Source organism: Streptomyces mutabilis, assembly GCF_014649815.1.
GTDB lineage: Bacteria > Actinomycetota > Actinomycetes > Streptomycetales > Streptomycetaceae > Streptomyces > Streptomyces mutabilis.
This window is the reverse complement of record NZ_BMTT01000020.1, coordinates 36422-49499: the sequence shown is the minus strand read 5'-3', so window position 1 is coordinate 49499 and position 13078 is coordinate 36422. Positions and strand designations below refer to the sequence as shown.

The window sequence follows — 13078 nt, the reverse complement described above, 5'->3', positions numbered from 1 at the left end:
CCGCCGGCGTCGAGGTGACGGCCGCCCTGTCCGCGGGCGGTCAGCTGACCCGCTCGGCCCCGTGCTTGACGCCACGCAGCTGGACCTCGGCCGGGAGGGCCGCGAGGTTCGCCGAGGTGCGGGCGTGGGTCAGGGCGTGGGCGGTGAGATCGGCCAGGGCGGTGCCGGGGTCCACGTGGGGGGCCAGGAGAAGACGGACGCGGGCCGTCGGCGAGGCGCGGCGGCCGGTGAGCCGGACCTTGGCCCGATCGACCCCGTCCACGCGGTCCGCCTCCTGGGCGATGACGGCTTCCAGGGCCCGGCCGCGCAGCGCCGCCCCCTCGCCGTCACCGGTGTCGACGAGCACCTCGGTGAGCCGGCGGCGACGCAGCACGGCCACCAGCCACCACAGGGCGAGCAGCAGTACCACGGCGAGCGCGGCGATGACGACCGGCCACCACCAGCCCGCCTCCCGCCATCTGGTCCGCTCGGCGGTGCTGAGCAGCACGTCGTGCGGCCCCCGGTGCAGCCACCAGGAGGGCGCGGGGGCACCGAAGCCGATGGCCAGCACCGAGCCGCCGAGGGCGAGCAGAATCAGGCCCACCAGTCCCAGCAGCGCACGGTCGACGGTCCTGAGCACCGCCCTCACCCCTTCCTTCCGGGGCGCGCCACCCTGACGGACACGGCGGGCGGCCGGGCCAGCCCCAGCCCGCGCACCGCGTCGTCGAGCACGCCGTCCAGGTCGGTCCGTACGTCGTCCAGCTCTCGGAAGTGGGACAGCGCACGCACGCGGGCCTTGCGTCGGCGCATCCGCACGCGTGCCGACTGCACCCCGGCGACCTCCATGGCCCGGTCGCGCAGCACCGTGGCGGCGGCGTCCCGATGGAGGCCGGCGCGGACGTCCGGGAGGGTGCGTCGCATCGGCAGCACCTTGCGCAGGCCGGGGGTGAGGGCGAGGACGAGCGACCAGAACCCGAGGGCCGCGGCGACTCCCGCACCGACCAGGACCCATGTGTCGTCGAGGGGCCGCTCGGCGAGCAGGCGGGCCAGTTCGCGGCGCGGGCCGAGGGCGGAGCGGCCGGTGCGCACGGCGGCGATGTCGTAGAGGAAGGCGCCCGCGAGAAGCAGGACCAGCAGGGCGACGATGCCCGCGGGCACGCGGCGCGCGGACCAGAAGCGGCCGGCCGCGCCGCCGGCGGTGTCGGGGCCGGGCCGCGGGGGGCCGCTGCCGGGCGCCTCCTGCTCGGTGACGGGCTCCATGACGGGCAGCCGCCGGGTGCTGCCCTCCGTGCCCTGGGGCTCGCTCATCGCGTCCTCCGCTGCCTCGCGCCGTACTCCGCCGCCAGGTGCAGCCGCTCCACCTGGACGGCGACCTCCGGCACCGCCATGCCCACCAGCGCACGTACCCGCTGGACGACTTGGTGACGCACCTGCCCGCAGCGGGCGCCGATGTCGCACGGATAGTCAAGTTCGAGATGGACCTGGACGTGGGCGGTGTCGCGGTGGACGACGACGGTGGCGTACGGGCGTGCCGCGTCCGGGTGAAGCGGGCCGACCGCCTCGCGCGCCGCTCGCGCGGCGACCTTGGCGACGACCCGGTCGGCGATCCGCGTGGCTCCGCGCTCGCCCGGCGGTACGACGGTCAGGGGTTCGAGGAGCTCGCCGGCCCCACCGCTCACGTCGGTCACCGCCGCCGGTCGTCGCGGGAGCGGAAGAGGTCACCGAGGTCCATGTCGCTCTCCAGCAGGCGACCCACGACGAACCCGACGGCTCCCAGGGCCGCCACCAGCAGGAAGGCGCCGAAACCGCCGAAATACCCCGCGAAACCCAGCGCCATGCCGGCGATCAGGCCGACCACGGCCATGCTCATGGTGCGCTCCCCTCAGTCCGCGTCCACGTCACTTGATCCGAGGCTCCGGCTCCTCGTCCTCCTCATCGGGCAGCTTCACGTCGCTGACCGCGATGTTGACCTCGACGACCTCCAGGCCGGTCATCCGCTCCACCGCCGCCACCACGTTCTCCCGCACATCGCGGGCCACGTCCAAGATCGACACGCCGTATTCCACGACGATCTCGAGATCGAGCGCGGTCTGCTTCTCACCGACCTCGGCCTTGACACCACGGGTCACCCCCGACTTGGCCCCGCCGGGCACCCGGTCGCGCATGGCGCCGAAGGTGCGGGACATGCCGCTGCCCATGGCGTGCACACCGGCGACGTCGCGTGCCGCCATTCCGGTGATCTTCTCCACGACGCCGTCGGCGATGGTGGTGCGGCCCCGCTCGCCGGGGGCTCCCCCACCGCGCCGGACTCCTTGCGCTCGCTGGGCCCCGGTCTCGGGCGTGTCCTTCTCCGTCAGGTCACTCATCGCCGCAGTCCTTTCCCGGTCCGACCTTCTTCGACCACCGTAAGCAAGGTTGCGCGATCGCGCGCCAGGGATGCGGCAGGCTGGAGGAATGACGACGGCGGACCGGTTGACACGGGCGGTGCGGGAACAGTTGGGGCTCGGCAGGCTGCTGCCGCTGGGCGGGCCGCGGGACGGCGCGTGGATCGCCGAGCGCGCGGTCCGCGAGGTACTGATGGCCGCCGCCGGGGCCGTGGCGGGAGTACGCCTGGAAGGTCTGCGCGTGGCGCCCGCCGATCCCGGGGACGCGTGGGAACCGGCCGTGCCGTCACCGCCGAGTGCCCTGCCGCCCGGACCGCTGCGGGTGACCGCCGACTTCGCGGCGATGACCGCGGAGCCGTTGCCGGTGGCGGCCGACCGCCTGCGGGCCGCTCTGGCGACGGCGGGGCACGAGCTGGGCCTGACGGTGACGGACGTGGACCTGCGGGTGACGGCCCTCCTGGACACCGAGCCCGAACTGGCTCCGGAACCGCGGGAACCGGCTCCGGAACCGCGTTCGGGTCCGGCAGCGGATTCCGCTCCCGGGCCTGGCCCCCGGCCGCGTCCGGGGCCCGACCGGGGTGAGGGCGACGCCGGCCGTGCGGCCGGCGCGGCGCTGGCCGTCCCGGGCGTGTCCCGGCTGACGGCGACGCTGGGCCGTCCGGTGGACATCACGGAACTGCCGCAGGAGTCCGCCCCGCCGCGCCGGCACGTCCGGGTGGAACTGGCGGTGCGTGCGGACCACCGCGCCTTGGAGGTGGCCCGGCAGGTCCGCACTGCGGTGACCGAAGCCCTGCCGGACCGCCCGTCGGTGGCGGTACTGGTGACGGCGGTCGACTGACCGGCCCGGCTACTGCGGTGCGTCGCTGGGCCCGGTCACTCCCCGAGACCCGCCAGGTCGCGCAGACGGCGGGCCTGGGCGGCGCGTTCGGCGGCGCGCTGGGCCTCGTAGTCGCGGCCGAGGGCGCCCTGGAGGAGCGCCTTGGTCTCGATGACGGCGTCGCGCGGCGCGGCCAGCACAGCGGAGGCCAGGTCGTGGACGGCGCCGTCGAGCTGGTCCGCGGGCACGGCGAGGTTGGCCAGACCGGTGTTCACGGCCTCCTCAGCCGTGACGAAGCGGCCCGTCGCACAGATCTCCAGCGCCCGGGCGTAGCCGACCAGGGACACCAGGGGATGCGTACCCGTCAGGTCCGGCACCAGGCCCAGACTGGTCTCGCGCATGGCGAACTGCACGTCGTCCGCAACAACGCGCAGGTCACAGGCGAGGGCAAGCTGGAAACCCGCCCCGATGGCGTGCCCCTGCACGGCGGCGACGGACAGGATGTCGCTGCGCCGCCACCAGGTGAACGCCTCCTGGTACTCGGTGATGGTCGCGTCCAGCTCGGCGTCGCCGCCCCGCGCGAGGTCGATGAACGACGGTTCGCCGTCGAAGCCCTCGGGCGTGAACGCCTGCCGGTCGAGCCCGGCCGAGAAGGACTTGCCCTCGGCACGCAGCACCACGACCCGGACGGAACCCGGCAGCAGCCGGCCTGCCTCGGTGAGCGCCCGCCACAGAGCGGGGCTCTGCGCGTTGCGCTTGGCCGGGTTGGTCAGTGTCACCGTCGCGATCGCGTCGTCGACGGTGAGCCGCACGCCGTCCTTGTCGAGTGCGGGACCGGGGTCGTGGGCGGGCGAAGCCATGGGGCGCCTCCGAAAGGTACGGTCGTCGTCCCCGTCGTACGCCGGCTGGCTCGCCTACGACGACAGGGCTGAGTGACTGCACAGTAACCACCCGGACGGTCCGACGACCGACCGGGTGACCACCTTCACTTTCGGAGCCGAGGGGTCGCCCGGAACGTCAGGCCGATGTGGCCTTCTTGCCCCGGGTAGCCCCGCCACGCCCTCGGAGCGTGACGCCCGACTCACTGAGCATGCGGTGCACGAAGCCATACGAGCGGCCGGTTTCCTCGGCCAACGCCCGGATGCTTGCACCGGCGTCGTACTTCTTCTTCAGGTCTGCCGCGAGCTTGTCGCGCGCGGCGCCGGTCACCCGGCTGCCCTTCTTCAGAGTCTCGGCCACCCGTGCCTCCTCATGGGAAGTGCGCTCTGGTCTCCTCATGATCACCCCTCCCGCGCCACATGGCCACCCATTCGGCAAGGTCGATGAGACAAGGTTGTGACGACAGGAGCGAGTCCCCACATACGGAATGCGAGATTCCAGAGAATCGGGTCCGTACACCCGAACGGGTTTTCCGGCGAAGTTCCAGGTCAGCAAGGCGACGCGGCCGGGCCCCCGGTGAATGGGGGCCCGGCCGCGAAATCCGTGTAGGACACACCTCCTGATGAGGAGAACTCACACAGATGGTGGATCACGGATCGGCTGAATGATCCATACGCAGTGGATCATCCATTCGATCAAGCGAGGGCGACGAGATCCGCGTAGTCGGCGCCCCACAGGTCCTCGACGCCGTCCGGAAGCAGAATGATCCGCTCCGGCTGGAGTGCCTCGACGGCGCCCTCGTCGTGGGTGACCAGGACGACCGCGCCCTTGTAGGTGCGCAGCGCGCCGAGGATCTCCTCGCGGCTGGCCGGGTCGAGGTTGTTGGTGGGCTCGTCGAGCAGCAGCACGTTGGCCGACGACACCACGAGGGTGGCCAGCGCCAGGCGGGTCTTCTCGCCACCGGACAGGACACCGGCCGGCTTGTCGACGTCGTCGCCCGAGAACAGGAACGAGCCCAGCGTCTTGCGGACCTCGACGAGGTCCAGGTCGGGGTTGGCCGAGCGCATGTTCTCCAGGACGGTGCGCTCGGGGTCGAGGGTCTCGTGCTCCTGCGCGTAGTAGCCGAGCTTGAGGCCGTGGCCCTCGATCACCTGGCCGGTGTCGGGCTTCTCCACACCGCCGAGGAGGCGGAGCAGGGTGGTCTTGCCCGCGCCGTTGAGGCCGAGGATGACGACCCGGGAGCCCTTGTCGATGGCCAGGTCGACGTCGGTGAAGATCTCCAGGGACCCGTACGACTTGGACAGGCCCTCGGCCGTCAGCGGGGTCTTGCCGCACGGCGCGGGCTCCGGGAAGCGGAGCTTGGCGACCTTGTCGGACTGGCGGACCGCCTCCAGGCCGGAGAGCAGCTTGTCCGCGCGGCGGGCCATGTTCTGCGCGGCGACCGTCTTGGTGGCCTTGGCACGCATCTTGTCGGCCTGCGAGTGAAGCGCGGCGGCCTTCTTCTCGGCGTTGGCGCGCTCGCGCTTGCGGCGCTTCTCGTCGGCCTCGCGCTGCTGCTGGTAGAGCTTCCAGCCCATGTTGTAGACGTCGATCTGGGAGCGGTTGGCGTCCAGGTAGAAGACCTTGTTGACGACCGTCTCGACCAGGTCGACGTCGTGGGAGATCACGATGAAGCCGCCGCGGTAGGTCTTCAGGTAGTCCCGCAGCCAGACGATCGAGTCGGCGTCGAGGTGGTTGGTCGGCTCGTCGAGCAGCAGGGTGTCCGCGTCCGAGAACAGGATGCGGGCCAGCTCGATACGGCGGCGCTGACCGCCGGAGAGCGTGTGCAGGGGCTGGCCGAGCACCCGGTCGGGCAGGTTCAGCGCCGCGGCGATGGTGGCGGCCTCGGCCTCGGCGGCGTAACCGCCCTTGGTGAGGAACTCGGTCTCCTGGCGCTCGTACTGCCGCAGGGCCTTGTCGCGGGTGGCGCCCTGGCCGTTGGCGATGCGCTGCTCGTTCTCCCGCATCTTGCGGATCAGTACGTCGAGACCGCGCGCGGAGAGGATGCGGTCGCGGGCGAGCACGTCGAGGTCGCCGGTACGCGGGTCCTGCGGGAGGTAGCCGACCTCTCCGGAGCGGGTGACGTTGCCCGCGGCGGGCTGGCCCTCGCCGGCGAGGACCTTGGTGAGGGTGGTCTTGCCGGCGCCGTTGCGGCCGACCAGGCCGATGCGGTCGCCCTTGGCGATGCGGAAGGTGGCGCTTTCGATGAGGACGCGGGCACCGGCGCGCAGCTCGATGCCGGAGGCGGAGATCACGGTCAGACTCCTGGGCGGGTGGGTGGCGGGACGGTCGGCTGGTGGATTCCCGCCGTCTAATGCGCGAGGAGAATGGCCATGGGGCCAGTCTAACGGGGCTGTGCAAGCGCTTTTCCCGGGCCCGGCCGTCCGGCGGCCCCCTGTTCGGGGCTCCGTGTTCGGACGTGCTGGTCCGGGGCGTTGTCAGTGGGCGGTGCAAGACTGGCCGCAGGGCTGGGTTCCGGGACTTCCGGATCATCGGGAGCTTCGCGGCGTCCGGTCCCCGACACCGACTCACGAGGGAGTGATCGGCATGCCAGGCATGGACGGCGGCCGCCCCAGCGTCTTTCCGACGCTGCTGTACGCGGATGCCAAGGCGGCGGTCCGCCAGCTCACCCAGGCCTTCGGCTTCACGGAGCTCGCCCTGTACGAGGGCGAGGACGGCTCGGTGGCCCACGCCGAGCTCGCCCAGGGCAACGGCGCGATCATGCTCGGCTCGAAGGGCACGGGCAGCCGCTTCGACGAGGCGATGACGTACGCGGGCACGACGGGGGTCTACGTCGTGGTCGACGACGTGGACGCCCATCACCGCAGGGCCGTGGAGCACGGCGCGGAGATCCTCATGCCCCCGACCGACCAGGACTACGGCTCGCGGGACTACATGGCCCGGGATCTGGAGGGGAACATCTGGAGCTTCGGTACCTACGCTCCCGAGATCCGCACCTGACACCGGGCCCGACGCCCGCGTCCCGCCCTCAGCCCCCGGTGTGCACCTGGAACGCCGCCCTGCGCACGGCCTTGGCCAGGGCGGGGTCGGGGTGGGCGGCGGCCAGCGCGACCAGGACCTGCACGGTGCGCGGGTGCCCGACCGCCCGGACCTCGTCGAGCAGGGCCGGGACGGTGGGCTGCACCGCGGACTCCAGGTGCCGCACGAGCAACGGGGCCTCTCCGTGGTCGGCGACGGCGGCGGCGGTGTCGACCCACAGCCAGGTGGCCTCCCGACGGGTGAGGACGTGGTGGGCGTCCTCGGGGTCGGCGCCGTCGTGCTCGGCCAGCCACAGCAGGGCGTAGGGCCGCAGCGTCGGCTCGTCGACGACGGCGCGGACGTCCGGCTCGGCGGGGGCGCCGACGACCCGCAGCGCGTCGAAGGCGAGGCCGCGCAGCAGGGCGTCCTCGCCGCGGGCGGCGTCGATCAGCTCCGCGACGGCGCTGCCGACGGGGCGGGCGGCGAGCCAGGCGCGGTACTCGGCACGGGCGGCGTTCGGGCGGAGCCGGGCGCAGCCGCGGAGCATGTCCTCGGCCGGCTGCTCGATGTTGCCGGCGGGGCTCTGCGCGGCGACGCAGATCTGCTCCAGCTTGACCCAGACCGCCCAGCTCCCGAGCGGGGTGAGCGTGGCGTGACCGTCGCCGCAGGTCAGGGCGCCGACGGAGGCGAGGGCGTGCAGGGCCCAGTCGAGCAGGGGGGCGAGCGGGGTGTCGGCGGTGGCGTCCGGCACCGGTGCGGCCTCGGCGGGCTTCGGGGTCCCTGGCTCGAGGCGGGGGCCGTAGGGCACCTCGCAGCGCTCGGTGCGCAGTTCGGTGACGCGCTGCTCCAGCAGGTCCAGGAGCTGCGCCACGGGCACGGGTCCGGCGGACAGCTGCAGGAAGGAGAGCACCTGGGGCATCGCGGAGATGACCTCGGCCACTGCTGCGGGCTCCTGCCCGGCGGGCTCGGGATGGGCGAGCGACCAGGCGTCGAAGAGGGCGACCCAGCCGCGCAGCACGGCGCTGTCGTCGCGGTTCCAGGCGCGCAGCCGCCAGCCGGGGCGGGCACTGTCGCCGTGCACCTCGACGAGTCCGGCGAGGCGGGCGGTGTCCCAGTCGGCGCGGACCTCGGCCGGGGTCAGGCCCAGTTCCCGGGCCGCGCGTTCGGCGGTCGCCTCGGAGAGGGTGGCCTTGCCGTCGGCGGTCGCGCTGCCGCGGCCGAGCGCACTGTCGGCCCAGCGGGCGACGCGGGCCGCGTCGGCAAGACCGGCGCGTGCCATTCTGGCCAGCTCCGACCGGGCGGGTGTGCCCTCCGGGGGCCGTGGCGCGGCGCGGCGCGGACGCCGCTGGGTCATCGCTTGGGGGGCGGCGGCCAGGGGTCGCGGGCGGACGAGTCGGAGCCTGGAGTCGCGCGGGATACGGGACGTCACGCCTGCAGTCTTCCGGTTGACGGTCCGAAAACCCAAACGGAATGCGACGACCCCCGTCCGGGACGGGGGACTCACCGGCCCGGAACGCCCTCCGGGAACGGGATCAAGCCACCGGTACGACGCTAAGCGGAACCCGGGCGGTGCCCCTTGCGGTGCGGCTCCGCCACGGTCGCCCGGCACATGCCGCGGGCAACGCGCCCCGGCCCGCCGGGCAGCCGCGACACAGGTGCCGAGGCGTGCCGAGGTCACGGCACACGCCGCCGCGGCTACGCCGCACGCCCGCCTGTCACGTACCGCGCCCGCCGGTGGGAGGTTCGGCGTGGAACGCCGGGGTGCACGGCGGGCCCTCCTCCGGGAACATCCGCCCAGGCTCATGTAGCACCGACCACCGAGACGCCCGACACGCGCCCCGCCGGGCACGCGACGGGGCGCACACGGCACGCACCGCCGGAGGCCCGCCCCGTACGCCCGGCGGGCCGGGCCCGGCATGCGGCGCTGGAGGTGCGGCGTGCGCGGCGGGGTCACACCAGCGGGGTCATGAAGCGGCGGAGGGTCTCCTCGTAGTGCTCGGGGTCGGCGTTCCACATGGCGCCGTGCGGGGCCCCCTTGACGGTGTGCAGGGCGACCAGGCGCGGGTGGGCGTCGGCGAGGCGGCGGGAGAGCCGCCAAGGGGACACCGCGTCGTCGGGGCCGTGGAAGACCAGGGTCGGGACGGCCGGGCGGTACAGGCCGGCGGTCCCGGCGTCGTGGTCGGCGTGCAGTCCGGCGCGGCCCTGGGCGGCGCGGACAGCGAGCGGCAGGAGCGCGCCCGGGGTGCGGCGGGCGCCGGCCAGGGCGCGCAGGGTGACCTCCCAGCTGAGGACCGGGGAGTCCAGCACGAGCCCCGCGATGCGCTCGCGCGCTTCGGAGAGCGCGGCCGTGCGCAGGGCCATGGTGGCGCCGGTGGACCAGCCGAGCAGGACGACCTGGCGGGCGCCGTGGTCGACGGCGTAGCGGATCGCCGCGTCCACATCGCGCCACTCGGTCTCGCCGAAGTGGTGCAGGCCGTCCGGTGAGGGCGGTGCACCGATGTCGCCACGGTAGGCGAGGGCGAGCACCGGGACGTCGCGGCGGTGCAGGGGCGCGATGATGTTCAGCGCGTGTTCACGGGTGGCGGCCAGGCCGTGTACGGCGATGACCCAGGTCGGGCGGGAGCCGGGCAGGAACCAGGCCGGGAGCGGGCCCAGTTCACCGGGGACCTCGACGTCGGCGAATTCGAGGTCCAGGGCGGTGCCCGGATCGCCGACGTACAGGTTCGGGGTGAACCACACCCGGTCGCCGGCCGTGAGGGTGCCGTGCGTGACGCGTTCGAGGCGGCGTACGACCGTGTCGGCGCCGTGGTCGGCCGTGCCGAGGACCGGGCCGACGACCGCGTGGGAGCCGGCGCCGGCGAGACCGTAGCGGCCGGGGCGCAGTGCGGCCAGGTCCCGGGTGAGGGTGATCCGGCCGGCTGCGGTGCCGTGCACGGTGAGCCGGGGTTCGGTGGGCAGGGGCCGTCCGGGCGGCGCCTTGAGCGCGGCGTCGCTGGCGAGCCGTCCGGCGGCGACGCTCGCCGCCCCTGCGGCCAGGGCTGCGGTGACGGCGGCGGCCGTCGCGGGGAGGATGCGCACGCCTTTCAGTTTCCCGGGGGGCTCCGGAGTAAGCCACCGGGACGGCGGACGGGCGGGCCGTTCGGATCAACCGGCGGTGGGGGGTTCAGACCGCTGCCCGTACCCCCGCAGCCGGTCCGCCACCTCGGCCAGCTGCTCCTCGGTCAGCAGGGAAGGCGACCGGCCGGGCAGCGAGGAGGCCGTCAGCCACAGGCGGCACATCCACTCCAGCTGGGCGGTGCGGTCGTAGGCCTGGTCGAGGCAGGTGCCGTAGGTAATGGTGCCGTGGTTCTCCAGGAGGCAGCCGGTGCGGTCGGTGAGGGCGTCGAGCATGGTGCGGGCCAGTTCGTCGGTGCCGTAGGTCGCGTAGGGGGCGACGCGGACCGGGCCGCCGAGCGCCGCGGTCATGTAGTGCACCGGCGGGAGCTCGGGGACGAGGAGCGAGACGGCCGTGGCGTGCACGGCGTGGGTGTGGACGACGGCCCCGGCGTCGGTGGCGCGGTAGACGGCGAGGTGCATGGGCAGTTCGCTGGTGGGGACCAGCGTGCCGAGCACCTGCCGGCCGTCGAGGTCGACGCCGGTGATGTCCTCGGGGGCGAGACGGTCGTAGGGCACGCCCGAAGGGGTGACGAGCACCGTGTCGCCGACGCGCACGGAGACGTTGCCCGAGGTGCCGACCACCAGGCCGTCCGCCACCGTCCGATGGGCCGTGGCGACGAGCGCCTCCCAGGCCGCCTCCCGGGCCGCCTCCGGGGCGCGTTTGCCGTCCGCGCCCGTCCGTCCGGACGCCCGTTCCCCCGCCTCCCCGGTCCGCGAATACGTCACAGTCACCCTCTCCTCCCCGGCCGCTTCGGACCCCTCGCGTACCGCCGCCGACCGGCTTCGCGACGATCCTGCCAGGCACGTCTCCGGAGAGCACCGGGGCGAATACGGGGAGGGAGGCGGTACCCCCGATTCCGGTCACCGCGACGCCCGGTCCAGTTCATCTTCCGTTCACCATGGTTACCTACGTTCGTCCAGCCAATGACCTCGAACGATTGCCTGGGTAAATGGAAAGCTTCTCGCTGATCCTCGCGATTGTGGTGGTGACCGCTCTCGCGTTCGATTTCACGAACGGTTTCCACGACACCGCCAACGCGATGGCAACGACCATTTCGACCGGTGCGCTCAAGCCCAAGGTGGCGGTGGCCATGTCCGCCGTCCTCAACCTTGTCGGCGCTTTCCTCTCCGTGGAGGTCGCCAACACGATCTCCAAGGGTCTCGTGGACGAGACCGGCATCCGTCCCGAGGTCATCTTCGCCGCCCTGGTCGGCGCGATCCTCTGGAACCTGCTGACCTGGCTGGTCGGTCTCCCGTCCAGTTCCTCCCACGCCCTGATGGGCGGTCTGATCGGTGCCGCGATCGCTTCGGCGGGCGTCGGCGCGGTCCACGGCGACGTGCTCGTCACCAAGGTGCTCCTCCCCGCGATCGCCGCCCCACTGGTCGCGGGCATCGCGGCGATGCTCGGCGCGCGGCTGACGTACCGACTCGGCCGCAAGGCCGACGGCAAGGCGGCCGCCAAGGGCTACCGCACCGGGCAGATCGCCTCCGCCGGACTGGTCTCGCTGGCCCACGGCACCAACGACGCCCAGAAGACGATGGGCATCATCACCCTGGCCCTGGTCGCCGGCGGCTCGCTCGCCCCCGACTCCGACCCGCCCATGTGGGTCATCCTCTCCGCGGGCATCGCCATCGCGCTCGGCACCTACCTCGGCGGCTGGCGCATCATCCGCACCATGGGCAAGGGCCTGACCGACCTCCAGCCGCAGCAGGGCTTCGCCGCCCAGACCAGCGCCGCGACGGTCATCCTGGCCTCCTCCCACCTCGGCTTCTCCCTCTCCACCACGCACTCGGTCTCCGGCGCGGTGATGGGCGCGGGTCTCGGCCGCAAGGGCGGCGTGGTCCGCTGGTCCACGGCCACCCGGATGTTCGTCGCCTGGGGTCTGACCCTGCCGGCCGCGGCCCTGGTCGCCGCGATCGCCGAGTGGGTGTGCGGCCTGGGTGACTGGGGCACCGCCCTCGTCGCGGTCTTCCTGGTCGCCTCCAGCGCCGCCATCTGGAAGCTCTCCCGGCGCGAGGTCGTCGACCACACCAACGTCATCGACGCCGACGAGTCCGAGCAGTCCGGTGTGGTGACCCAGGCGATGGCCGCCGTCACCCCGCCCCCGGCGGGCGTGACTGGGGAGCCGGCGGCCGCCGTCGCCGCCTCCGCGTCCGAGTCCAAGGCCCCGTCGGCCACCACCACCGTCTGAACCCGCGCTCCGGGTACGAAGGAAACGAACCTCCATGAGCATCGACTGGGCAGCGCTCGGCTCCGTCTTCGGGGTCAGCCTCGTGGCCACCGTGGCCCTGGTGGGCCTGTTCACCCTCGGCATCGCCGGTCTCTCCCGCCAGGAGCGGGCCGCCGCCGAGGGAGGCTCCGCGGGCCTCGCGGTCACCGGCGCGTACGCGTGCTTCGCGGCCTGCGCCGCGGCGGTGGCGTACGGCATCTACCTGATCGTCGCCTGAGCGACGCGTGCATCCCGCACTCTCGTGAGGCGGGGCGTGGGACGGACTGGGAGTCCGTCCCACGCCCCGCCTTTCCGTCTGCCCGCGCACCTTTCCGCGCGCCCGCGCACACCGCCCGCGTGTGGGCCTTCGCACACTCCCCCCTCGCAGGTCAACAGCAAGTTGACGGGTGTTCGCGGGCCGTGGTGGACTGCCGAAGCCAATACGGCGACAGGAGAGGAAGCCGGTGCGAATCCGGCGCGGTCCCGCCACTGTGACCGGGGAGCGATCCCCGGGAGCCAGGAACTCTCATCGCCGTTCTCTTCTAACCAGGGCGCGGACACCCTGAGTGAGGACATATCGCCATGCGCGGCTGCCGTTCCAGGCTCACCAGCGACACTCTTCGCCTCTCCCTCCC

The 13078-nt window shown here is 73.3% G+C and carries 15 protein-coding genes and 1 riboswitch; of the genes, 4 read left to right on the top strand and 11 right to left on the bottom strand.

Translation table 11 applies throughout. The annotated features are described in order from the left end of the window. Positions 1-40: 40 nt before the first annotated feature. From amaP to IE142_RS29410, 5 genes are read right to left on the bottom strand one after another with little or no spacing between them, the layout of a single operon-like run. Positions 41-628 carry an alkaline shock response membrane anchor protein AmaP gene (gene amaP / locus IE142_RS29430; protein WP_191888554.1) on the bottom strand — a complete coding sequence of 196 codons (588 nt, stop codon included), beginning with the start codon at positions 626-628 and terminating at the stop codon, positions 41-43. After that, a complete protein-coding gene (locus IE142_RS29425) occupies positions 625-1287 on the bottom strand; it encodes a DUF6286 domain-containing protein (RefSeq protein WP_191888553.1) in 663 nt (220 codons plus the stop codon). Before IE142_RS29425 ends, amaP begins: the two co-directional genes overlap by 4 nt. Continuing rightward, positions 1284-1667, bottom strand: coding sequence for a hypothetical protein (locus IE142_RS29420; RefSeq protein WP_191888552.1), 384 nt, complete (start codon positions 1665-1667; stop codon positions 1284-1286). The genes IE142_RS29425 and IE142_RS29420 overlap by 4 nt, the downstream gene beginning before the upstream one ends. Continuing rightward, entirely contained in the window at positions 1664-1849 is a 186-nt protein-coding gene (locus IE142_RS29415) for a hypothetical protein (protein WP_043374500.1), read from the bottom strand. The genes IE142_RS29420 and IE142_RS29415 overlap by 4 nt, the downstream gene beginning before the upstream one ends. 28 nt (positions 1850-1877) lie before the next feature. Continuing rightward, the gene (locus IE142_RS29410) at positions 1878-2345 is read right to left on the bottom strand and encodes an Asp23/Gls24 family envelope stress response protein (protein WP_043374498.1); all 468 of its coding nucleotides are present in this window, start codon (positions 2343-2345) and stop codon (positions 1878-1880) included. 88 nt (positions 2346-2433) lie between these two features. On the opposite strand from IE142_RS29410, the gene IE142_RS29405 reads away from it, so the two are divergent. Beyond that, complete coding sequence (locus IE142_RS29405; protein ID WP_191888551.1) at positions 2434-3201, top strand: nucleopolyhedrovirus P10 family protein; 768 nt, start codon at positions 2434-2436, stop codon at positions 3199-3201. A 35-nt stretch (positions 3202-3236) separates the two neighbouring features. Here the strand turns inward: IE142_RS29405 and IE142_RS29400 are convergent, their stop codons facing one another. The 3 genes from IE142_RS29400 to IE142_RS29390 all read right to left on the bottom strand — a co-directional run bounded on the left by IE142_RS29400 (position 3237) and on the right by IE142_RS29390 (position 6353). Beyond that, complete coding sequence (locus IE142_RS29400; RefSeq protein ID WP_191888550.1) at positions 3237-4040, bottom strand: enoyl-CoA hydratase/isomerase family protein; 804 nt, start codon at positions 4038-4040, stop codon at positions 3237-3239. Positions 4041-4197: 157 nt separating this feature from the next. Then, complete coding sequence (locus IE142_RS29395; protein WP_003976983.1) at positions 4198-4419, bottom strand: helix-turn-helix domain-containing protein; 222 nt, start codon at positions 4417-4419, stop codon at positions 4198-4200. Between the two features lie 335 nt (positions 4420-4754). Continuing rightward, the gene (locus IE142_RS29390; RefSeq protein ID WP_043374489.1) at positions 4755-6353 is read right to left on the bottom strand and encodes an ABC-F family ATP-binding cassette domain-containing protein; all 1599 of its coding nucleotides are present in this window, start codon (positions 6351-6353) and stop codon (positions 4755-4757) included. Between the two features lie 301 nt (positions 6354-6654). Here IE142_RS29390 and IE142_RS29385 point away from each other — a divergent pair, with 301 nt between their 5' ends. Beyond that, positions 6655-7059 (top strand): VOC family protein, encoded by a 405-nt coding sequence (locus IE142_RS29385; RefSeq protein WP_191888587.1) that lies wholly within the window; start codon positions 6655-6657, stop codon positions 7057-7059. Between the two features lie 28 nt (positions 7060-7087). Here the strand turns inward: IE142_RS29385 and IE142_RS29380 are convergent, their stop codons facing one another. The 3 genes from IE142_RS29380 to IE142_RS29370 form a co-directional block, all read right to left on the bottom strand. After that, positions 7088-8506 (bottom strand): hypothetical protein, encoded by a 1419-nt coding sequence (locus IE142_RS29380; protein ID WP_191888549.1) that lies wholly within the window; start codon positions 8504-8506, stop codon positions 7088-7090. Positions 8507-9027: 521 nt separating this feature from the next. Then, complete coding sequence (locus tag IE142_RS29375; protein WP_191888548.1) at positions 9028-10155, bottom strand: alpha/beta hydrolase family protein; 1128 nt, start codon at positions 10153-10155, stop codon at positions 9028-9030. Positions 10156-10221: 66 nt separating this feature from the next. Beyond that, positions 10222-10959 carry a class II aldolase/adducin family protein gene (locus IE142_RS29370; protein ID WP_370466434.1) on the bottom strand — a complete coding sequence of 246 codons (738 nt, stop codon included), beginning with the start codon at positions 10957-10959 and terminating at the stop codon, positions 10222-10224. 224 nt (positions 10960-11183) lie between these two features. Here IE142_RS29370 and IE142_RS29365 point away from each other — a divergent pair, with 224 nt between their 5' ends. Beyond that, positions 11184-12425, top strand: coding sequence for an inorganic phosphate transporter (locus IE142_RS29365; RefSeq protein ID WP_191888547.1), 1242 nt, complete (start codon positions 11184-11186; stop codon positions 12423-12425). Between the two features lie 34 nt (positions 12426-12459). Beyond that, on the top strand, positions 12460-12681 hold the full coding sequence (locus IE142_RS29360; RefSeq protein WP_043374477.1) for a hypothetical protein: 222 nt from the start codon (positions 12460-12462) through the stop codon (positions 12679-12681). A gap of 169 nt (positions 12682-12850) precedes the next feature. After that, a riboswitch (cobalamin riboswitch) is annotated at positions 12851-12988 on the top strand. Positions 12989-13078 lie beyond the last annotated feature (90 nt).

What these genes read in the sequence shown, in the direction of transcription:
- IE142_RS29425 (WP_191888553.1), bottom strand. Translation starts at nt 1,287, where the DNA reads ATGAGCGAGCCCCAGGGCACGGAGGGCAGCACCCGGCGGCTGCCCGTC.
- IE142_RS29365 (WP_191888547.1), top strand. Translation starts at nt 11,184, where the DNA reads ATGGAAAGCTTCTCGCTGATCCTCGCGATTGTGGTGGTGACCGCTCTC.
- IE142_RS29385 (WP_191888587.1), top strand. Translation starts at nt 6,655, where the DNA reads ATGGACGGCGGCCGCCCCAGCGTCTTTCCGACGCTGCTGTACGCGGAT.
- IE142_RS29360 (WP_043374477.1), top strand. Translation starts at nt 12,460, where the DNA reads ATGAGCATCGACTGGGCAGCGCTCGGCTCCGTCTTCGGGGTCAGCCTC.
- IE142_RS29415 (WP_043374500.1), bottom strand. Translation starts at nt 1,849, where the DNA reads ATGAGCATGGCCGTGGTCGGCCTGATCGCCGGCATGGCGCTGGGTTTC.
- IE142_RS29410 (WP_043374498.1), bottom strand. Translation starts at nt 2,345, where the DNA reads ATGAGTGACCTGACGGAGAAGGACACGCCCGAGACCGGGGCCCAGCGA.
- IE142_RS29400 (WP_191888550.1), bottom strand. Translation starts at nt 4,040, where the DNA reads ATGGCTTCGCCCGCCCACGACCCCGGTCCCGCACTCGACAAGGACGGC.
- IE142_RS29405 (WP_191888551.1), top strand. Translation starts at nt 2,434, where the DNA reads ATGACGACGGCGGACCGGTTGACACGGGCGGTGCGGGAACAGTTGGGG.